This is a genomic window from Microcoleus sp. S36a_B3 (assembly GCF_036700745.1).
Taxonomy (GTDB): domain Bacteria; phylum Cyanobacteriota; class Cyanobacteriia; order Cyanobacteriales; family Microcoleaceae; genus Microcoleus.
Genome location: NZ_JAUBPN010000002.1, coordinates 404,894 through 418,820 on the forward strand (window position 1 = coordinate 404,894; position 13,927 = coordinate 418,820).

Genomic DNA, 13,927 nt, shown 5'->3' on the forward strand with positions numbered 1-13,927 from the left:
TTTTAATGAGTTGACTAATATTGTTCAAAGCATAGCAGGTTCCTTGGAGCAAGCGCGAGCAAGTCGATCAGAGAGTGGCTGTCATTCGCGACAATCCTTCTGTTAGATCGTTAAATTTGCAGATAACTAGAAACTTAGGCGCAAATGATATAATAATTTTGGGAACAGGAGATGAGTTGGGCATCACAACCATGACAGCAGATGCTAAAGCTGTTAGGGCAATAAGCGGTCAAGGTATTGATTTCAGCGTGTACGTCCACCCTCCGTGTCGTTTAACGGGAAACTAACAATGAAAGTTGCTATTGAACATTATTTGTTGAGTACCTATAAGTTGATTCACCGTGCTTTTCCTGACGGAGTTAAAGATGAGGATTATTTTCCGCTTTTGGCACTGCTTTACGGTGAAATGTCCGATCGCAATTTAGCAGAAGTCATGGCACACTGTACAGGTAAAGATTATTATCTTGTTCTGAATGATGTATATGGGGTCGGTTCAACCGGTGAACCGGATGCTGAAGCTATTGCTAAGCTGAAGGAGCGTTTGCTGCTGGCTTGCGGTTACGCAGAATGGCTAGAAGAGTAACTGTTTTTATAATTACTCAACTCCGGACAAGTTTGTAGTAAGGACTTTAGTCTTCATAAAAATCCTCGGACTAAAGTCTTCACTACAAACCTAAAAAAAATTCTAACTTTGGCGGTAAGCAACTACCGCATAAAATGGATCGCCGCCTCCCATCCCCAGCATTTGCATAAAACTCGGTAAGTTAGACTGTTTACTAACTACTTCCGGTTTGCTAAATCCGGGTATGTTCGCTCCTTTGACCGAATCAAAGTAACTCTTGACCAATTGTACCCGATCGCCCTCCGAACCTTCCCGCCAAGCCGCAATTGCCTTTTGAGAAAACATCCGGTTGGAAAAGCTGATAATTGCTACGCCCCCGGGCTTCAAAATGCGGCGAATTTCGGCAAAAATCGCATCCGGCTGTTGCAAATACTGCACCGATACGCAGTTGACAACTGCGTCAAATTCTGCATCTGGCAGCGGCAATTTGGGATTTGCGTTCAAATTTTGCAAGAAATAATGATTCAGCCTGGGATTTTTTGCTAACTCCTCTTCATTCATGCCGTGGCCTTCGACATGGGCAAATTCCATTTCTTCCGGCAAGTGAGACACCCAACTGCTCATCATATCAAAAATCCGAGTATTGGGTTTGAGCCGTTCCCGATACAAATCGGTTAGTTGCTGAATAAACCCGTCATCTACATGAGTCACAAACCGAGGAGAGGAATAGAACACTGTATCGTCGGTGTCGTCTAACTTGGTACGCTGATTTCCTTGGAGTGGCATAACGTGCGATGTGCGATCGTAACTTTACTCTTCTTATTTTACTAATAATTAAGAAATGTAAATAGATTCCGCAGGATGGATTTCCGGCACTCGCCCGCTCCAATCTTAAATCATCCCCTTCAGAGTCTATTGAGTATTTCTCTTATGCAAGACTCTGCTTCATTCAGCTTGTCACCACAGCTTCCGGCTCGTTTATGCGTTGATGCAGGACTGAGAATAGCTGAACGAGCGGTTTCAAAATAAGGCATGAGCTGGCTCTTTATAGACGGATCGATCGACTCATCTTTTTTTAAATCATCACACAGGCTAGACAGTGCCCATTTGGCATCACTCATCATTGTTGTTTCGTAGGCTTCTTGCACCTCGGATTGGGCGTTGTTTAATTGCTGAAGGATTTGATGCAATTTTTTTCTTTGCTCTTCGGACATCACATTCATCACTCCTTGAGAGACTAACTTATATAGGAATAAAACAAATTATCGTCGGTATCATCAACTTGGTGTGCTGATTTCCTGGGAATAGCATTACGTGCGATCGCAACTTTACCCTTCCTATTTTAGGAATAATTAAGAAATGCAAACAAGTTTGACGAAAATTTAGCTGGTTTTTGCGATCGAGCGTGGGCGATCGCCCTCATTATACCAATCCTGAAAAATAAAGCTACAGATAGTTTTGACCAAGTAAGCCCAAAATAACAGATATCCGACTTTTGAAAGAAGTCCGGGAGCTGACCTGGGTGAAGAATTGGCATTTTGCGTACTACCTACGTAAAATCACTGTAATAAAAACTGACTTGCTTGCTGCAGGCTCAATCTCAAATCTCAAATCCGATGACCGAAAATCCGCGATCGCCCTTGACAACTTCCAAAATACATTTTACACTAATAGTACGAACGCTAAGTAATAAACCGATGGTTACTACATCCACTATCGATCGCAAATATCTAGCTCAGTGGCACGACGTTCTTGCTCCCCAAAGCTTAGGCTACCGGCTCAAACTGCTGGGGCAATTAGGGACTCGCAGGCTGCAAGAAATACTCGAACCCTTCGGGCTGACACCTTTTCACTGGCTGGTACTGTGCTGCTTGTGGCAAGAAGACGGTTTGCCTACTTCCAGCATTGGCGACAAACTGCAACAGGTAGGCGGGACGCTAACGGGCGTGATCGATCGCATGGAAGAAAGAGGCCTAGTCCGCCGGGAGAGAGACACGCGCGATCGTCGTATATGGCGCATTTGGCTGACAGACTCGGGTGCCCAACTGCAAGACGTACTGCCCCCGCTGGTAGCTGAAACCCGCGAGCGAGCTATGGAAGGCATTCCAGAAGCCGAGCGACAACTCTTTTCCCTACTGGTCGATCGGGCGATCGTCAATCTCTCCTAAACCAACAAATCGCTCTTTCGAGTGAAGCGCAGCAGCATCTACCTCCACTACATTACAAATAACAGCAAAATACTACGCACCCTTAAAAAAAGCCGTCTTACTAAATAAAAACTACGTACCCTAAACAAACGACATCTTACTAAAGAATCAGGAGTCAAATACCATGAAAGACACAAACGAAATCAACCCAGCAGAATTCAACGGCAACGGCAACGGCAACGGCAAAGCAGTAGCTGTATTAGAAAAGCCGATCGATGACACCATAGCCAAAAGCCTACCAGTAATCCCCGCCCCAGAAACAGAAGTCAGCGCCGAGGTCAAAACCGGCCCAGAAACAGAAATCCAACCACCCCTGCCGCCGTCGGAAACACCCAAGAAAAAGTCCAAGAAACCACTAATTTTCGCTGTATTGGGCATCGGGGCGATCGCAGCGGGCAGCCTCGGCTACCACTACTGGCAATACGCCTCCATCCACGAAGAAACCGACAACGCCACAGTTGCCGGACACATCCACCAAGTCAGCAGCCGCATCAACGGTACAGTCAGCGAAGTCTTAGTGCAAGACAACCAACAAGTCAAACCCGGACAACCGCTGATTAAACTCGACCCCCGCGACTACCAAGTTAAACTGCAACAATCCCAAGCAGCCTTAGAAAACGCCCGCCGCCAAGCCGAAGCAGCCCAAGCCAATATTGCCCTCGCCTCTCAAACCAGCCAAGGCAAAACAGCCCAAGCCCAAGGAGATATCAGCACCGCCAATGCTGGCATTTCCACCGCCCAAGCAGCCATTAAAGAAGCCCAACAAGGCGTACCCGCAGCCGAAGCCGCAGTCGCCCAAGCCGAAGCCGGCGTGCCCGCAGCAATCGCCAAAGTCGCCCAAGCCGAAGCCGGAATTCCCCAAGCACAAGCCAAAGTGACGGAAGCCCAAGCCGGTATTGCAGCCGCGCAAGCTCAGCTAGTACAAGCGCGAGCTAGTCTGGTTAAAACGCAAGCCGATTATAAACGTTACGAAAGCTTGCAAGAAGAAGGTGCGATCGCCCGCCAGCAACTAGACGCAGCCAAAGCCGCCTACGAAGTAGCCCGAGGCCAAACCACCGCAGCCCAACAAGGAATTGCCCAAGCTAGAGCGCGCTTAGCCCAAGCCAAAGAAGGCGTAATCGAAGCCCAAGCAGGAGTAGCCCAAGCTAGAGAAGGGGTAAAACAAGCCGAAGCCCAAGTAGCGCAAGCCAAAGTCGGCATCGCCAGCGCCGAAGCTAAAGTCGCCGTAGCCCAAGAAGGTATCAGTACCGCCGAAGCGAAACTCGCTGCATCCCAGGGCGGATTGCAACAAGCTCAAGCTACGGGCGAACAAACTAAAGTCAGCCGATCGCAGTATGATGCTGCTAAGGCTGCGATCGCCCAATCGGAAGCTGCGGTTAAAGACGCTCAACTGCAACTTTCCTACACGAGTATCACCGCACCAGCCGCCGGACAAATCGGCCGCAAATCGGTTGAAGTCGGGCAGCGGGTGCAGCCGGGAAGTCCATTAATGGCGATCGTCAGCAACGATTTGTGGGTAATTGCCAATTTCAAAGAAACGCAACTGGCAAACATGAAACCAGGCCAAAAAGTAGAAATCAAATTAGATGCTTTTGGTGGTCGCAAATTTGAAGGTCATCTCGATAGTTTCTCCCCTGCTTCTGGCGCTCAATTCTCCCTATTGCCTCCCGACAATGCGACGGGAAACTTCACCAAAGTAGTGCAGCGGATTCCGGTGAAAGTTGTGTTTGATGCCGAAAGCATTAAAGGCTACGAAACTCGGATCGCACCGGGGATGTCTGCTACAGTGAATGTTGAACTGAAATAAATTAAGCAGTCATTACACAGGCCAAGAAGCCTTGTTTGGTCGCAAAAACCCGGTTTCTGGAAATTATGCAGTGGCTAAGAAACCGGGTTTCTGCGATTATCTTTGTAGCGCAGCGAAAAATATCGGAATCAACCCGGTTTCTGGAAAATTATGCACGGGCTAAGAAACCGGGTTTCTGCGATTATCTTTGTAGCGCAGCGAAAAATATCGGAATCAACCCGGTTTCTGGAAATTTATGCACGGGATAAGTTTCTGGAAGATTATTTTTAGTGCCCTAAAAACAATATTAAAACCTCATTCTATCACGAATCTAAGTTTTATTGCGAATAAAACAACTTTATGGTACACTACCAGATTGTGAATATTAATCAAAAGTAAAGTAACAAGCCGGGAGAAATCTAAATGACACAGCAAACCCTGCACGGAACCAGCCGCAAAAGAAAAAGAACATCCGGTTTTCGGGCCAGAATGCGTACCGTAAACGGTAGATTGGTAATCAAAGCCCGCCGCAGCAAAGGTCGCCACCGCCTCGCAGTCTAGCACTGCAGCCTTGGTGGAGAAGCCTCAACGATCGCAGCTACCATGTTGCCTCCTACAAACCGACTCAAGCACCGAAAAGACTTCAGCGCCGTTTACCGCAAGGGAATGCGCCGCAACTCGGCTCATTTCAGCTTAAGAGCTCTTCGCAAACCCAAAAGCCTCGAATTAAACAAACCAACGACAGCCGAGAAATCGGTGCCGCCCACTCGCACGGGTATTTCTATCAGCCTCAAGGTGAGCAAGCGCGCTGTAGTCCGCAACCGGATTAAGCGCCAGATTCGGGCAGCTTTGCGAGAGCTATTGCCCAGATTAAAATTTGGGTGGGATTTAGTAATTGTCGTGCGTCCGATCGCACAAGAGTGCAATTATGCAGAAATTCTGCAAGAATTAGAGCAGTTGTTGGTAGAAGCCGAGGTACTAGATGGGAATTCGAGAGGAAGTATATTATGAAGGCGGCCCCGCGCTTGGAGACTTGATCGTGAACTTGCTCCTGGGGCTTACTGTCGTGGGAATCCCCCTCGCAGTAGGAGCAATTGTACGGGCTCTGTGGCTGCGCTACCGGATCACCAGCCGCCGTGTCTCCATAACTAGCGGTTGGATGGGGCGCGATCGCACAGATGTTATCTACTCCGATATAGTCAAAATGGTCACAGTACCTCGCGGTTTCGGGAGTTACGGAGACATGGTGCTGACAATGAAAAATGGCGGCCGCTTAGAATTGCGATCGATTCCGAAATTCCGAGCCATGTATGATTACATTAACGAAAAACTGCCCGCAGCCGCTCAAAAAGCCAACGCGGCTAAAACTAAATAACCGCAGCGTTTTCACCCTAGTTTGAAGCCCAAATTAGTCTATTTTTGCATTTGCAGATTCTTCGACAACGCAAGTGAACAAGTTTGAAATTTGAGATTTATTTGCTGCCGATGAATCTGGAATGTTGAACAAAGGTCTAAAATTAGAGGCTGCTAACGACAGAATTCGGGCGCTTGTGTCCGTTTGTTGGGTGATAGTAAGGGCGAGTATTAGCCAATTGATTACAAAAACCTGCGGGCCGGGCGGTCGATCGACAGGCAATGTCCTAAGATATAGACAAAAGCCTAAAAAGTGAGACGGCCCGCCTTCAGCGGGTAAAAATAGTTCTCAACAGCAAACAAAGAGCAGCTAAATTAACGAACAAGCGAATGGATTTTGGTATCTCGTTTCTCTCCAACAACCTAATGCTGCCGATCCTAGATTTTTTCTACGGGATCGTGCCAAGCTACGGTTTAGCTATCGTAGCTCTGACGCTCGTGATTCGCTTTGCTCTTTATCCTCTCAACGCAGGCTCTCTTCGCAATATGCGACGTATGAAAGTAGCCCAGCCGTTGATGAAAGAGCGAGTAGATCAAATTCAAAAACTCTATAAAGACAATCCTACTAAACAGCAGGAGGAAATGAGCCAAGTCTACAAAGAATTTGGCAACCCTCTAGCAGGATGCTTCCCGTTGGTGCTGCAAATGCCAGTGCTGTTTGCACTTTTCGCAACGCTCAGGGGCTCGCCATTTTCTGACATAAATTACAACGTCAACCTTGAAATTGTCCCGAAAGAACAAATCGAAACTGTTCAACCGCAAGCTTTTGCTACACCGCCCCAAAATATTTACTTCACAGGTACTTTTCACGCTCCAATTGTGGGCGTGATTCCAGGTGGCAACAAACTCGCAGTCGGCGACACAACCAAAATAAATTTTCAAACCTCAGAGGGCAAGGCTCTTCAAAGCATAGCGGCAGAAAATAACACCGAAATAGACCTTGAACCCCGCTGGAAAATTATCAAAGGCGAAGAACTCGTCAACGTAGACGAACAGGGCAACATCACAGCCTTAGCGCCCGGTGAAATCACTGTTGAAGGCATAATCCCCGGATTGGCCGCCAACAAAGGATTCCTGTTTATTGAAGCTCTAGGCCGCGTTGGCGCGATCGACCCAGATGGTAAGATCCACTGGGATATTTTGGTGATGATCCTCGGCTTCGGCATTAGTTTGTACATCAACCAAACCCTTTCGGGACAAGCACAAGGGCCAAACGACAACCCCCAACAGGCGACAGTCAACAAACTAACGCCAGTCATATTTTCGGGGATGTTTTTGTTCTTCCCGCTGCCCGCTGGCGTGTTGATGTATATGCTGATTGCTAACATCTTCCAAACAGTTCAAGCGTTTATTTTGTCCAGAGAACCGCTGCCTGAAAATCTCCAAAAAATCGTGGACGAAGCAGAGGCGAAAACTCAAAAAGAACAGGGATTAGATGCACTTCCCTTTGAACCAAAGCGTTCTAAGAAAAAGGCTTGATTTTAACAAAAATGAAAGACTCTCAAATGCAGCGCGGACAGGAATGGTTAGAAGAATTGCTAAAACTGTCCGCAATTCCTTCAACAGTGGTATGCGAACAACAAAAAGATTGCTATTGGATGACCATAGATCACAGCAATCTGACTCCCGAACAAGTTGCAATCTTAGTCGGGCCTGACGGTGATGCACTAGATGCGATTCAGTACCTCTGCAACGCGATTGCGAACATAGGTAACGAATCAGAAGAGTCCATTCCTTATACGGTGGAACTCAATGGCTATCGCATCCGCCGCCAAGAGGAATTGCGCTCGATGGCTGAGTATGCAGCAGATCAAGCGCGATCGACAGGAACTGAAATTGAACTAAAATCGTTGTCTTCAGCAGAACGCCGTCAAGTCCACGGTTTTTTGAGCGAATATGAAGATCTAGAAACTTACAGTCAAGGACATGAACCCGATCGGCGTTTGGTAGTGCGTCGGCGCTGACGGTAAAAAAGGAAAAAAGGAAAAAGGAAAAAGGAAAAAGCCCAAAATTAGCTATTCCTTTTGACTTTTGACTTTTGAATCAGCCCAAAAACAGGTACAAGCCCCCGATGTCAGAAGTGGATATTCCAAAATTTTAGACCAAAGTTTCAGATCCCAGATTCATCTGTGAAGTAAATCTAAAATCTAAAATCTAAAATCTAAAATCGACTGACTTGTGCCTTGAGACGAAAAGCATAAAACGGCGAAAGATGATTATGGAGACAATTTATATTCCTCATCTACTCACAAAATTAGAGCGGAAAGAGGTTATTGATTTTGAAGAATTTATTCCCGATTTAGAAACTCTCACTCCGGTGCGGGGACGATTGCAAGTTGCTCACCAAGGTAATTATCTTGAAGTGAAAGCAAAAGCAGAAACAATTGTTACTCTAACTTGCCACAGATGCTTGAAACAATACAATCATCGTTTAAAACTGCGATCTTCTGAAATAATTTGGTTGGAAGAAAAAAACCTTCAGCCCGATGCAAGTTCAGGAGAATATGAAGTTGATTTAGAAGATTTGGTGGAAAATTTGCCACCTACAGGCTCTTTTTCTCCGAGTGATTGGGTGTACCAGCAAATGTGTTTGGAACTACCGCACAAACATCTATGCGATACTGAATGTCCGGGAATAGATATAAATGATGATGATGATGCTGCTGCTGAGACAGAAAGCTCAGAAACATTATCGGACAGTCGCTGGGCTTCTTTGGCAGCACTTAAACGGAAATTGCCTTAGTCAGTTGGCAGTTGGCAGTTGGCAGTTGGTAGTTGGTAGTTGGCAGTTGGCAGTTGGCAATAGTCAATAATTAATGAAGTATTTGAGTTTTGCTTTTACACGCGAGTGCGATCGTCCTAGATCGCACTCAAACAAAAAATATTTTTACTCTCCGAAACAAATGCTTCCGTAGCTAACCACTAAAAACTGTGGAATAACGAGTTCAAAAAAATAACACCAGCTAGCCACCAATGACTAATGATCGTACCCGGTCGATTACAATAACAAAAACGGTTCGTAGTGTGGACTTTAGTCCGCATTATTTTCCATTCTAAAGTCCACACAACTCCAATTTTAGCTCGGTCAATCTACCGGACAACAAATAACAAATAACAAACAACAAATAACTAATAACTAATAACTAATAACTAATAACTAATGACTATTTTTAGCGACGAGTTTGAACTGCTGCTACGATCGCGCTACCCCCTAATTTACATTCCCACACGGGAAGAAGAGCGCGTCGAAGCAGCGATCGCCCAATGCGCCAAAAAACAGGGTTCTCGCGCAGTCTACATCTGGGATTTTGTTGACGGCTACCAAGGAAATCCCAACGATGCCGGTTTTGGCAAGCGCAACCCGCTGCAAGCTTTAGAATTTCTCGAAAAATTGCCCGCATCCGCGCCGGCGATCTTTATTTTGCGAGACTTTCAGCGGTTTTTAGAAGATGTTTCAATTTCCCGCAAGCTGCGGAATTTGGCGAGACTCCTCAAATCGATGCCCAAAAATATTGTCATCGTCTCTCCAATAACTTCGATCCCCGAAGACCTCAGCGAAGTAATCACAGTTTTGGAGTTTCCCCTGCCTGCGGCGGCGGAAATAAAAATTGAGGTGGAAAGACTGTTAGGGTCTACCGGACAAGCCATAGAAGGGCGTTTGCTGGACGAAACAGTGCGCTCCTGTCAAGGTCTGTCGATCGAACGAATCCGGCGAGTTTTGGCAAAGGCGATCGCCACCAGAGGCGAACTGCACCCAGACGACGCGGAACTGATTTTAGAAGAAAAGCGCCAAACAATCCGCCAAACTCAAATTCTCGATTTTTACCCAGCCCGCGAAAACATCTCCGATATCGGCGGTTTGGATAATCTCAAAGAATGGCTGCTGCGGCGCGGCGGTGCTTTTTCCGAACGAGCCCGCCAATACGGTTTGCCGCATCCCAGAGGCCTGTTGTTAGTCGGAATTCAAGGAACAGGTAAATCCTTAACTGCAAAGGCGATCGCCCACCACTGGCATTTACCCTTGCTGCGATTGGATGTCGGGCGCTTATTTGCCGGATTAGTCGGCGAATCGGAATCGCGCACCAGACAAATGATTCAGCTAGCCGAAGCCTTGGCCCCTTGCGTGCTGTGGATTGACGAGATTGATAAAGCTTTTTCGGGATTGGACGGTAAAGGCGATTCCGGGACAACCAGCCGCGTGTTCGGGACTTTTATTACTTGGCTGGCAGAAAAAACTTCACCAGTTTTTGTAGTTGCTACGGCGAACAACATCCAGTCTTTGCCGCCGGAAATGCTCAGAAAAGGCAGGTTTGACGAAATATTTTTTGTAGGTTTGCCCAGTCAGGAGGAACGGCGGGCAATTTTTGAGGTACATTTGTTGCGGTTGCGATCGCACAGTATCAAAAATTACGATTTAGATCGCTTGGCTTACGAAACTCCAGATTTTTCGGGTGCCGAAATCGAGCAAACTTTGATTGAAGCCATGCACATCGGGTTTAGCCAAAATCGAGACTTTACCACAGATGATATTTTAGAATCAGCCAGTCAGATGGTACCCTTAGCCAGAACGGCGAGCGAGCAAATCCAATTTTTACAAGATTGGGCCGCTGCTGGGAAAGCTCGCCTTGCTTCTAGATACGGCAGTCTGAGCCGCCGGATTCAGGGATAGTCGATCGAAGACAGTCAACAGTCAACAGTCAGCAGTCAACAGTCAACAGTCAGCAGTCAACAGTCAACAGTCAACAGTCAACAGTCAGCAATGAACAGTATATATAGCGTTTTCAAGTTTTTAGTGGGTTTTCTGCTAGCGATCGTCCTCATGGCAGGCGCTAGCGTGGCGGCTGCACTTTACTTTGCCGCTAAGCTAACTACTGTGCCCGAAAAACCGATGTTTTCCAACGACAAAACAGCAGTTCAGGTTGCCGGCGCAAAACCCAAGTCAACAGCGCAAGCTAGCCCTGTTTCTACATCTAGCGATGAGCAGTCTCCGAAACCCTTAGAACCGGGAGCTTACCGAGCTTTAGTGACTCAGCCGATCGGCTTAATTCTCCGAGACAGTGGGAGCAGAGACTCAAACCGGATTGGCGGTGTCGGTTACAACGAAAAAGTCGTAGTTTTAGAAGATTCCCCGGACAAAGAGTGGCAGCGAATTCGGGTTGAGGATGGCAATCGCGAAGGTTGGGTAAAGGGCGGCAATACTGCAAAAGTCGAAGGTGAATAGGACAATAGCCGATCTCAAGTTTTGCACGACAACCCTTATCCGCGATCGGGAAATTATCTGCCTTAAGAAAGCGTCGATCTGCCTGATACCTGGGGTTTCCGAGAGCGAAAATCTACGCAACAAGTCTAATCTTAATCTCCGATTCAAAAATTCAATATCACATTTATTTATAAAAGTCAAGTAAAGTTTATTTGCAATATTTGGGATGGCAATCAGAGACTCTGAGACTGTGGGTGCGAGTCCGAGCAAAATCAGCAATTTGACATTAAAGCCAAGCAGCGCAAAGGTTTTTTAACCAAAAATCCCACCCCCAGACCAGGCTTTGTATAAGTAAAAGCTATCTAATTGATTAGAGTATGTTAAGAAACTTAGCAAAATTTTAAGCTTAGTTGCGAAACTGAGGGATTTGTGACCTAGGCAGAAGCAACAGTGATAGCTTTGATCCCAAGAGGTAACTTTTCAGCTTAATAGCTACCAAAAATAAAAGATATGTACGACAAACGTCCCGATCGAGATTTGGCGACTGCTGCTGTAACTGCGGCATTAGGAGCTGGGGTGGTCACTTCTTTTGCAGTCAGCAGAGGCCAAAACCCGCTGGTAGCTTTGGCAATTACTGTTTTTGCGGCGGGAGTAGCTTTGATTTGCGATCGGTTCGGCTTAATTTAAGTTAATGTCCCATTTTTAAGACGAACATTTAACCAATAATATCGTGTCGGGTTGATTTGGTTTTTGTGATTGTAATAGATTAAACTCGATCCAAGATCCCACCCCTATTTGCAACCAGCCAGGGTGGGAATTTGTATTGATGCTTCAATAAATAATATTTTTATCAATCAAAAATAAAAATTTAGTCAAAAATACTCATAACATCATCTCCGGTCGATTACCGCAACAAAAACTTTTCGTAGTGCGGACTTTAGTCTGTTGTGAGCGTATGCAAGTCTTCACTACGAACCTTAACCGCGCCTGTGCGGTCAATCCAATCGGTGATAGAGCCATAAACCGCATTTTGGGCAGTATATCAGGACTAACTCAAAAATTTATCATTTTTGGCGATCGAGGTTACGATGTGGCTGCAAACTTTTTGCCTGACACTCGCGTCAGTACAAACAGCGATGCTATCTTGGTTGTTACCTGTAATTATTTTTGAAGGCAATTTTTTTTTGACAAACAGGGTTGCTTCGTGCGAACAGGTAAAACTCAGTCTTGATAGAATCGGAGCAATCCAAAGCTCAGTTTGAGTTTGCTCGTACACCACAGCCACAATTTAACAGTAAAAATTTATGGAATCCCTAGCCTACCTCGAACTTGCTCTTGTTTGCGAAGCACCCGCAGAGTCGAAAATTGTTGATGGGCCAAAGTGGCAAAATCGATCGACTCAGACTTATGTCCGTTTGTTGTCTCTGACCTTGATGCTGTCGGTTTTGAGCGCGGCCGGTTCGGCTTTTGCTCAAATAGATCCTGTTAGTCCAGATGTGCGCTCTGTTCAAGACCGGTTGCGGGAACTCGGCTATTTTCCCCGCTCTTCCACCGGTCAGCTAGGCCCGGTAACTAGACAAGCTCTGACTAACTTTCAACGAGACTATCAATTGTCGCTGACTGGCCGGCCCGATCGAGCTACGGCGATCGCTCTCAACAGTTTAGCCCAGGACGATCGACCTTTTAAAACTACTTATACAAACTATAGCTATACCGAACTCAGTTTTGGAGACACCGGTGCAGAGGTTTCCGCCCTCCAGCGCAGGTTGCAGCAGCTAGGCTACTTCAACACTCATCCCACAGGAAATTTTCGCGAAGTTACTGTCCGTGCGGTGAGATATTTCCAGCGAATTAATGGGCTGCAGGTGACTGGAGTTGCTGACCGGCAAACTTTAGCTTTGCTGTTTGGCTCCATCGGGCAGATTCCGCCCGCTACGCCTCCGGGGAATATTTCGGGAAATGGCGGTTGCAAGGGGCTGCGCTTCGGGGACAGAGGGGCGACGGTAGACTTGATCCAGCGACAGTTAAAAGCTTTGGGTTATTTTGAAGGCGACGTTGACGGCAAGTTTCGCGAGCGCACTCTTTACGCTGTGACTCGTTTTCAGCAAGATTATAATTTGGTTTCTGACGGCTGCGCTGACACTGCCACTTTGACTGCTATCGATGCCGAGATGAGGTCTAATCAAATTACCTTATATCCTGGAGAAAATGACGAGCAGAGTAATGCTGGAGATTTTCTGGAGTTGGGCGACACAGGCCGAGAAGTTGAATTTGTGCAGCGGCGGCTGCAACAATTGGGTTATTACAGGAGCCAGATTCACGGTTGGTTCGATCGACCAACTCAGATAGCTTTGATCCGGTTTCAGAAAGATAGCGGGATGTTCGGGACTGGTCGGGTGGATCGCAGCACTCGATCGGCTTTGCGACTAGGCCACAGGCAGGCAGCAAAGGCGCAGCAGCCAGTCGCAAGGGGTATCCGGCGGGGTGATAAAGGGCCTGCGGTGCTACAGCTTCAATCAGCGCTCAGAAGTCTGGGCAAAAATCCCGGCCCGATGAACGGAGTATTTGGAGCCGAGACTGAATGGGCGGTGCTGTCGTTTCAGCAGGAACGCAATTTGTCTCCGGCGACGGGTATTGCCACTCCGGCAACTTTGGCCGAAATTCAAAACGGATTGGCTCGGAGGTTGCCTGTTCCTGCTGTTCCGATTAGCAGCACTGTCAATTCTCGTCGATCGAGCATTTAATACTGACAAAGGTGG

Annotated in this window: 16 protein-coding genes; 14 read left to right on the forward strand and 2 right to left on the reverse strand. The window is 46.9% G+C overall.

What is annotated here, in order from left to right:
- Positions 1-74 precede the first annotated feature (74 nt).
- Both QUA01_RS03665 and QUA01_RS03670 read left to right on the forward strand, forming a co-directional pair.
- Positions 75-287 carry a DUF1308 domain-containing protein gene (locus QUA01_RS03665; RefSeq protein ID WP_333092785.1) on the forward strand — a complete coding sequence of 71 codons (213 nt, stop codon included), beginning with the start codon at positions 75-77 and terminating at the stop codon, positions 285-287.
- A gap of 2 nt (positions 288-289) precedes the next feature.
- A complete protein-coding gene (locus tag QUA01_RS03670; protein WP_333092784.1) occupies positions 290-583 on the forward strand; it encodes a DUF3349 domain-containing protein in 294 nt (97 codons plus the stop codon).
- 102 nt (positions 584-685) lie between these two features.
- On the opposite strand, the gene QUA01_RS03675 is transcribed toward QUA01_RS03670, so the two are convergent.
- Both QUA01_RS03675 and QUA01_RS03680 read right to left on the reverse strand, forming a co-directional pair.
- Positions 686-1,348, reverse strand: coding sequence for a class I SAM-dependent methyltransferase (locus QUA01_RS03675; protein WP_333092783.1), 663 nt, complete (start codon positions 1,346-1,348; stop codon positions 686-688).
- A 119-nt stretch (positions 1,349-1,467) separates the two neighbouring features.
- Entirely contained in the window at positions 1,468-1,776 is a 309-nt protein-coding gene (locus QUA01_RS03680; protein ID WP_333092782.1) for a hypothetical protein, read from the reverse strand.
- A 483-nt stretch (positions 1,777-2,259) separates the two neighbouring features.
- Here QUA01_RS03680 and QUA01_RS03685 point away from each other — a divergent pair, with 483 nt between their 5' ends.
- The 12 genes from QUA01_RS03685 (at position 2,260) to QUA01_RS03740 (ending at position 13,912) form a co-directional block, all read left to right on the forward strand.
- Positions 2,260-2,730: a MarR family winged helix-turn-helix transcriptional regulator gene (locus QUA01_RS03685; RefSeq protein WP_333092781.1), complete on the forward strand. Its 471-nt coding sequence runs from the start codon at positions 2,260-2,262 to the stop codon at positions 2,728-2,730.
- A 163-nt stretch (positions 2,731-2,893) separates the two neighbouring features.
- On the forward strand, positions 2,894-4,576 hold the full coding sequence (locus tag QUA01_RS03690; protein ID WP_333092780.1) for an HlyD family secretion protein: 1,683 nt from the start codon (positions 2,894-2,896) through the stop codon (positions 4,574-4,576).
- Positions 4,577-4,978: 402 nt separating this feature from the next.
- Positions 4,979-5,116 carry a 50S ribosomal protein L34 gene (gene rpmH, locus QUA01_RS03695; protein WP_193974120.1) on the forward strand — a complete coding sequence of 46 codons (138 nt, stop codon included), beginning with the start codon at positions 4,979-4,981 and terminating at the stop codon, positions 5,114-5,116.
- A gap of 42 nt (positions 5,117-5,158) precedes the next feature.
- A complete protein-coding gene (gene rnpA / locus QUA01_RS03700; RefSeq protein ID WP_194067483.1) occupies positions 5,159-5,566 on the forward strand; it encodes a ribonuclease P protein component in 408 nt (135 codons plus the stop codon).
- Positions 5,538-5,930, forward strand: a complete 393-nt coding sequence (locus QUA01_RS03705; protein WP_194010924.1) for a PH domain-containing protein — start codon at positions 5,538-5,540, stop codon at positions 5,928-5,930. Before rnpA ends, QUA01_RS03705 begins: the two co-directional genes overlap by 29 nt.
- Before the next feature lie 368 nt (positions 5,931-6,298).
- Positions 6,299-7,447 (forward strand): membrane protein insertase YidC, encoded by a 1,149-nt coding sequence (yidC, locus tag QUA01_RS03710; RefSeq protein ID WP_194067482.1) that lies wholly within the window; start codon positions 6,299-6,301, stop codon positions 7,445-7,447.
- An 11-nt stretch (positions 7,448-7,458) separates the two neighbouring features.
- Positions 7,459-7,932: a Jag family protein gene (locus QUA01_RS03715; RefSeq protein ID WP_194010922.1), complete on the forward strand. Its 474-nt coding sequence runs from the start codon at positions 7,459-7,461 to the stop codon at positions 7,930-7,932.
- A gap of 254 nt (positions 7,933-8,186) precedes the next feature.
- Positions 8,187-8,711: a YceD family protein gene (locus QUA01_RS03720; RefSeq protein ID WP_333092778.1), complete on the forward strand. Its 525-nt coding sequence runs from the start codon at positions 8,187-8,189 to the stop codon at positions 8,709-8,711.
- Positions 8,712-9,128: 417 nt separating this feature from the next.
- Positions 9,129-10,637 carry an AAA family ATPase gene (locus QUA01_RS03725; RefSeq protein WP_333092777.1) on the forward strand — a complete coding sequence of 503 codons (1,509 nt, stop codon included), beginning with the start codon at positions 9,129-9,131 and terminating at the stop codon, positions 10,635-10,637.
- A gap of 90 nt (positions 10,638-10,727) precedes the next feature.
- Complete coding sequence (locus QUA01_RS03730; RefSeq protein ID WP_194067479.1) at positions 10,728-11,189, forward strand: SH3 domain-containing protein; 462 nt, start codon at positions 10,728-10,730, stop codon at positions 11,187-11,189.
- Positions 11,190-11,678: 489 nt separating this feature from the next.
- Positions 11,679-11,855, forward strand: a complete 177-nt coding sequence (locus QUA01_RS03735) for a hypothetical protein (protein WP_194010918.1) — start codon at positions 11,679-11,681, stop codon at positions 11,853-11,855.
- 617 nt (positions 11,856-12,472) lie between these two features.
- Positions 12,473-13,912: a peptidoglycan-binding domain-containing protein gene (locus tag QUA01_RS03740; protein ID WP_333092776.1), complete on the forward strand. Its 1,440-nt coding sequence runs from the start codon at positions 12,473-12,475 to the stop codon at positions 13,910-13,912.
- Positions 13,913-13,927: the final 15 nt, after the last annotated feature.

Bases quoted from the DNA above. Each gene is read 5' to 3' on its own strand.
- QUA01_RS03670 (WP_333092784.1), top strand. From the start codon at position 290: ATGAAAGTTGCTATTGAACATTATTTGTTGAGTACCTATAAGTTGATT.
- QUA01_RS03675 (WP_333092783.1), bottom strand. From the start codon at position 1,348: ATGCCACTCCAAGGAAATCAGCGTACCAAGTTAGACGACACCGACGAT.
- QUA01_RS03680 (WP_333092782.1), bottom strand. From the start codon at position 1,776: ATGTCCGAAGAGCAAAGAAAAAAATTGCATCAAATCCTTCAGCAATTA.
- QUA01_RS03685 (WP_333092781.1), top strand. From the start codon at position 2,260: ATGGTTACTACATCCACTATCGATCGCAAATATCTAGCTCAGTGGCAC.
- QUA01_RS03690 (WP_333092780.1), top strand. From the start codon at position 2,894: ATGAAAGACACAAACGAAATCAACCCAGCAGAATTCAACGGCAACGGC.
- rpmH (WP_193974120.1), top strand. From the start codon at position 4,979: ATGACACAGCAAACCCTGCACGGAACCAGCCGCAAAAGAAAAAGAACA.
- rnpA (WP_194067483.1), top strand. From the start codon at position 5,159: ATGTTGCCTCCTACAAACCGACTCAAGCACCGAAAAGACTTCAGCGCC.
- QUA01_RS03705 (WP_194010924.1), top strand. From the start codon at position 5,538: ATGGGAATTCGAGAGGAAGTATATTATGAAGGCGGCCCCGCGCTTGGA.
- yidC (WP_194067482.1), top strand. From the start codon at position 6,299: ATGGATTTTGGTATCTCGTTTCTCTCCAACAACCTAATGCTGCCGATC.
- QUA01_RS03715 (WP_194010922.1), top strand. From the start codon at position 7,459: ATGAAAGACTCTCAAATGCAGCGCGGACAGGAATGGTTAGAAGAATTG.
- QUA01_RS03720 (WP_333092778.1), top strand. From the start codon at position 8,187: ATGGAGACAATTTATATTCCTCATCTACTCACAAAATTAGAGCGGAAA.
- QUA01_RS03725 (WP_333092777.1), top strand. From the start codon at position 9,129: ATGACTATTTTTAGCGACGAGTTTGAACTGCTGCTACGATCGCGCTAC.
- QUA01_RS03730 (WP_194067479.1), top strand. From the start codon at position 10,728: ATGAACAGTATATATAGCGTTTTCAAGTTTTTAGTGGGTTTTCTGCTA.
- QUA01_RS03735 (WP_194010918.1), top strand. From the start codon at position 11,679: ATGTACGACAAACGTCCCGATCGAGATTTGGCGACTGCTGCTGTAACT.
- QUA01_RS03740 (WP_333092776.1), top strand. From the start codon at position 12,473: ATGGAATCCCTAGCCTACCTCGAACTTGCTCTTGTTTGCGAAGCACCC.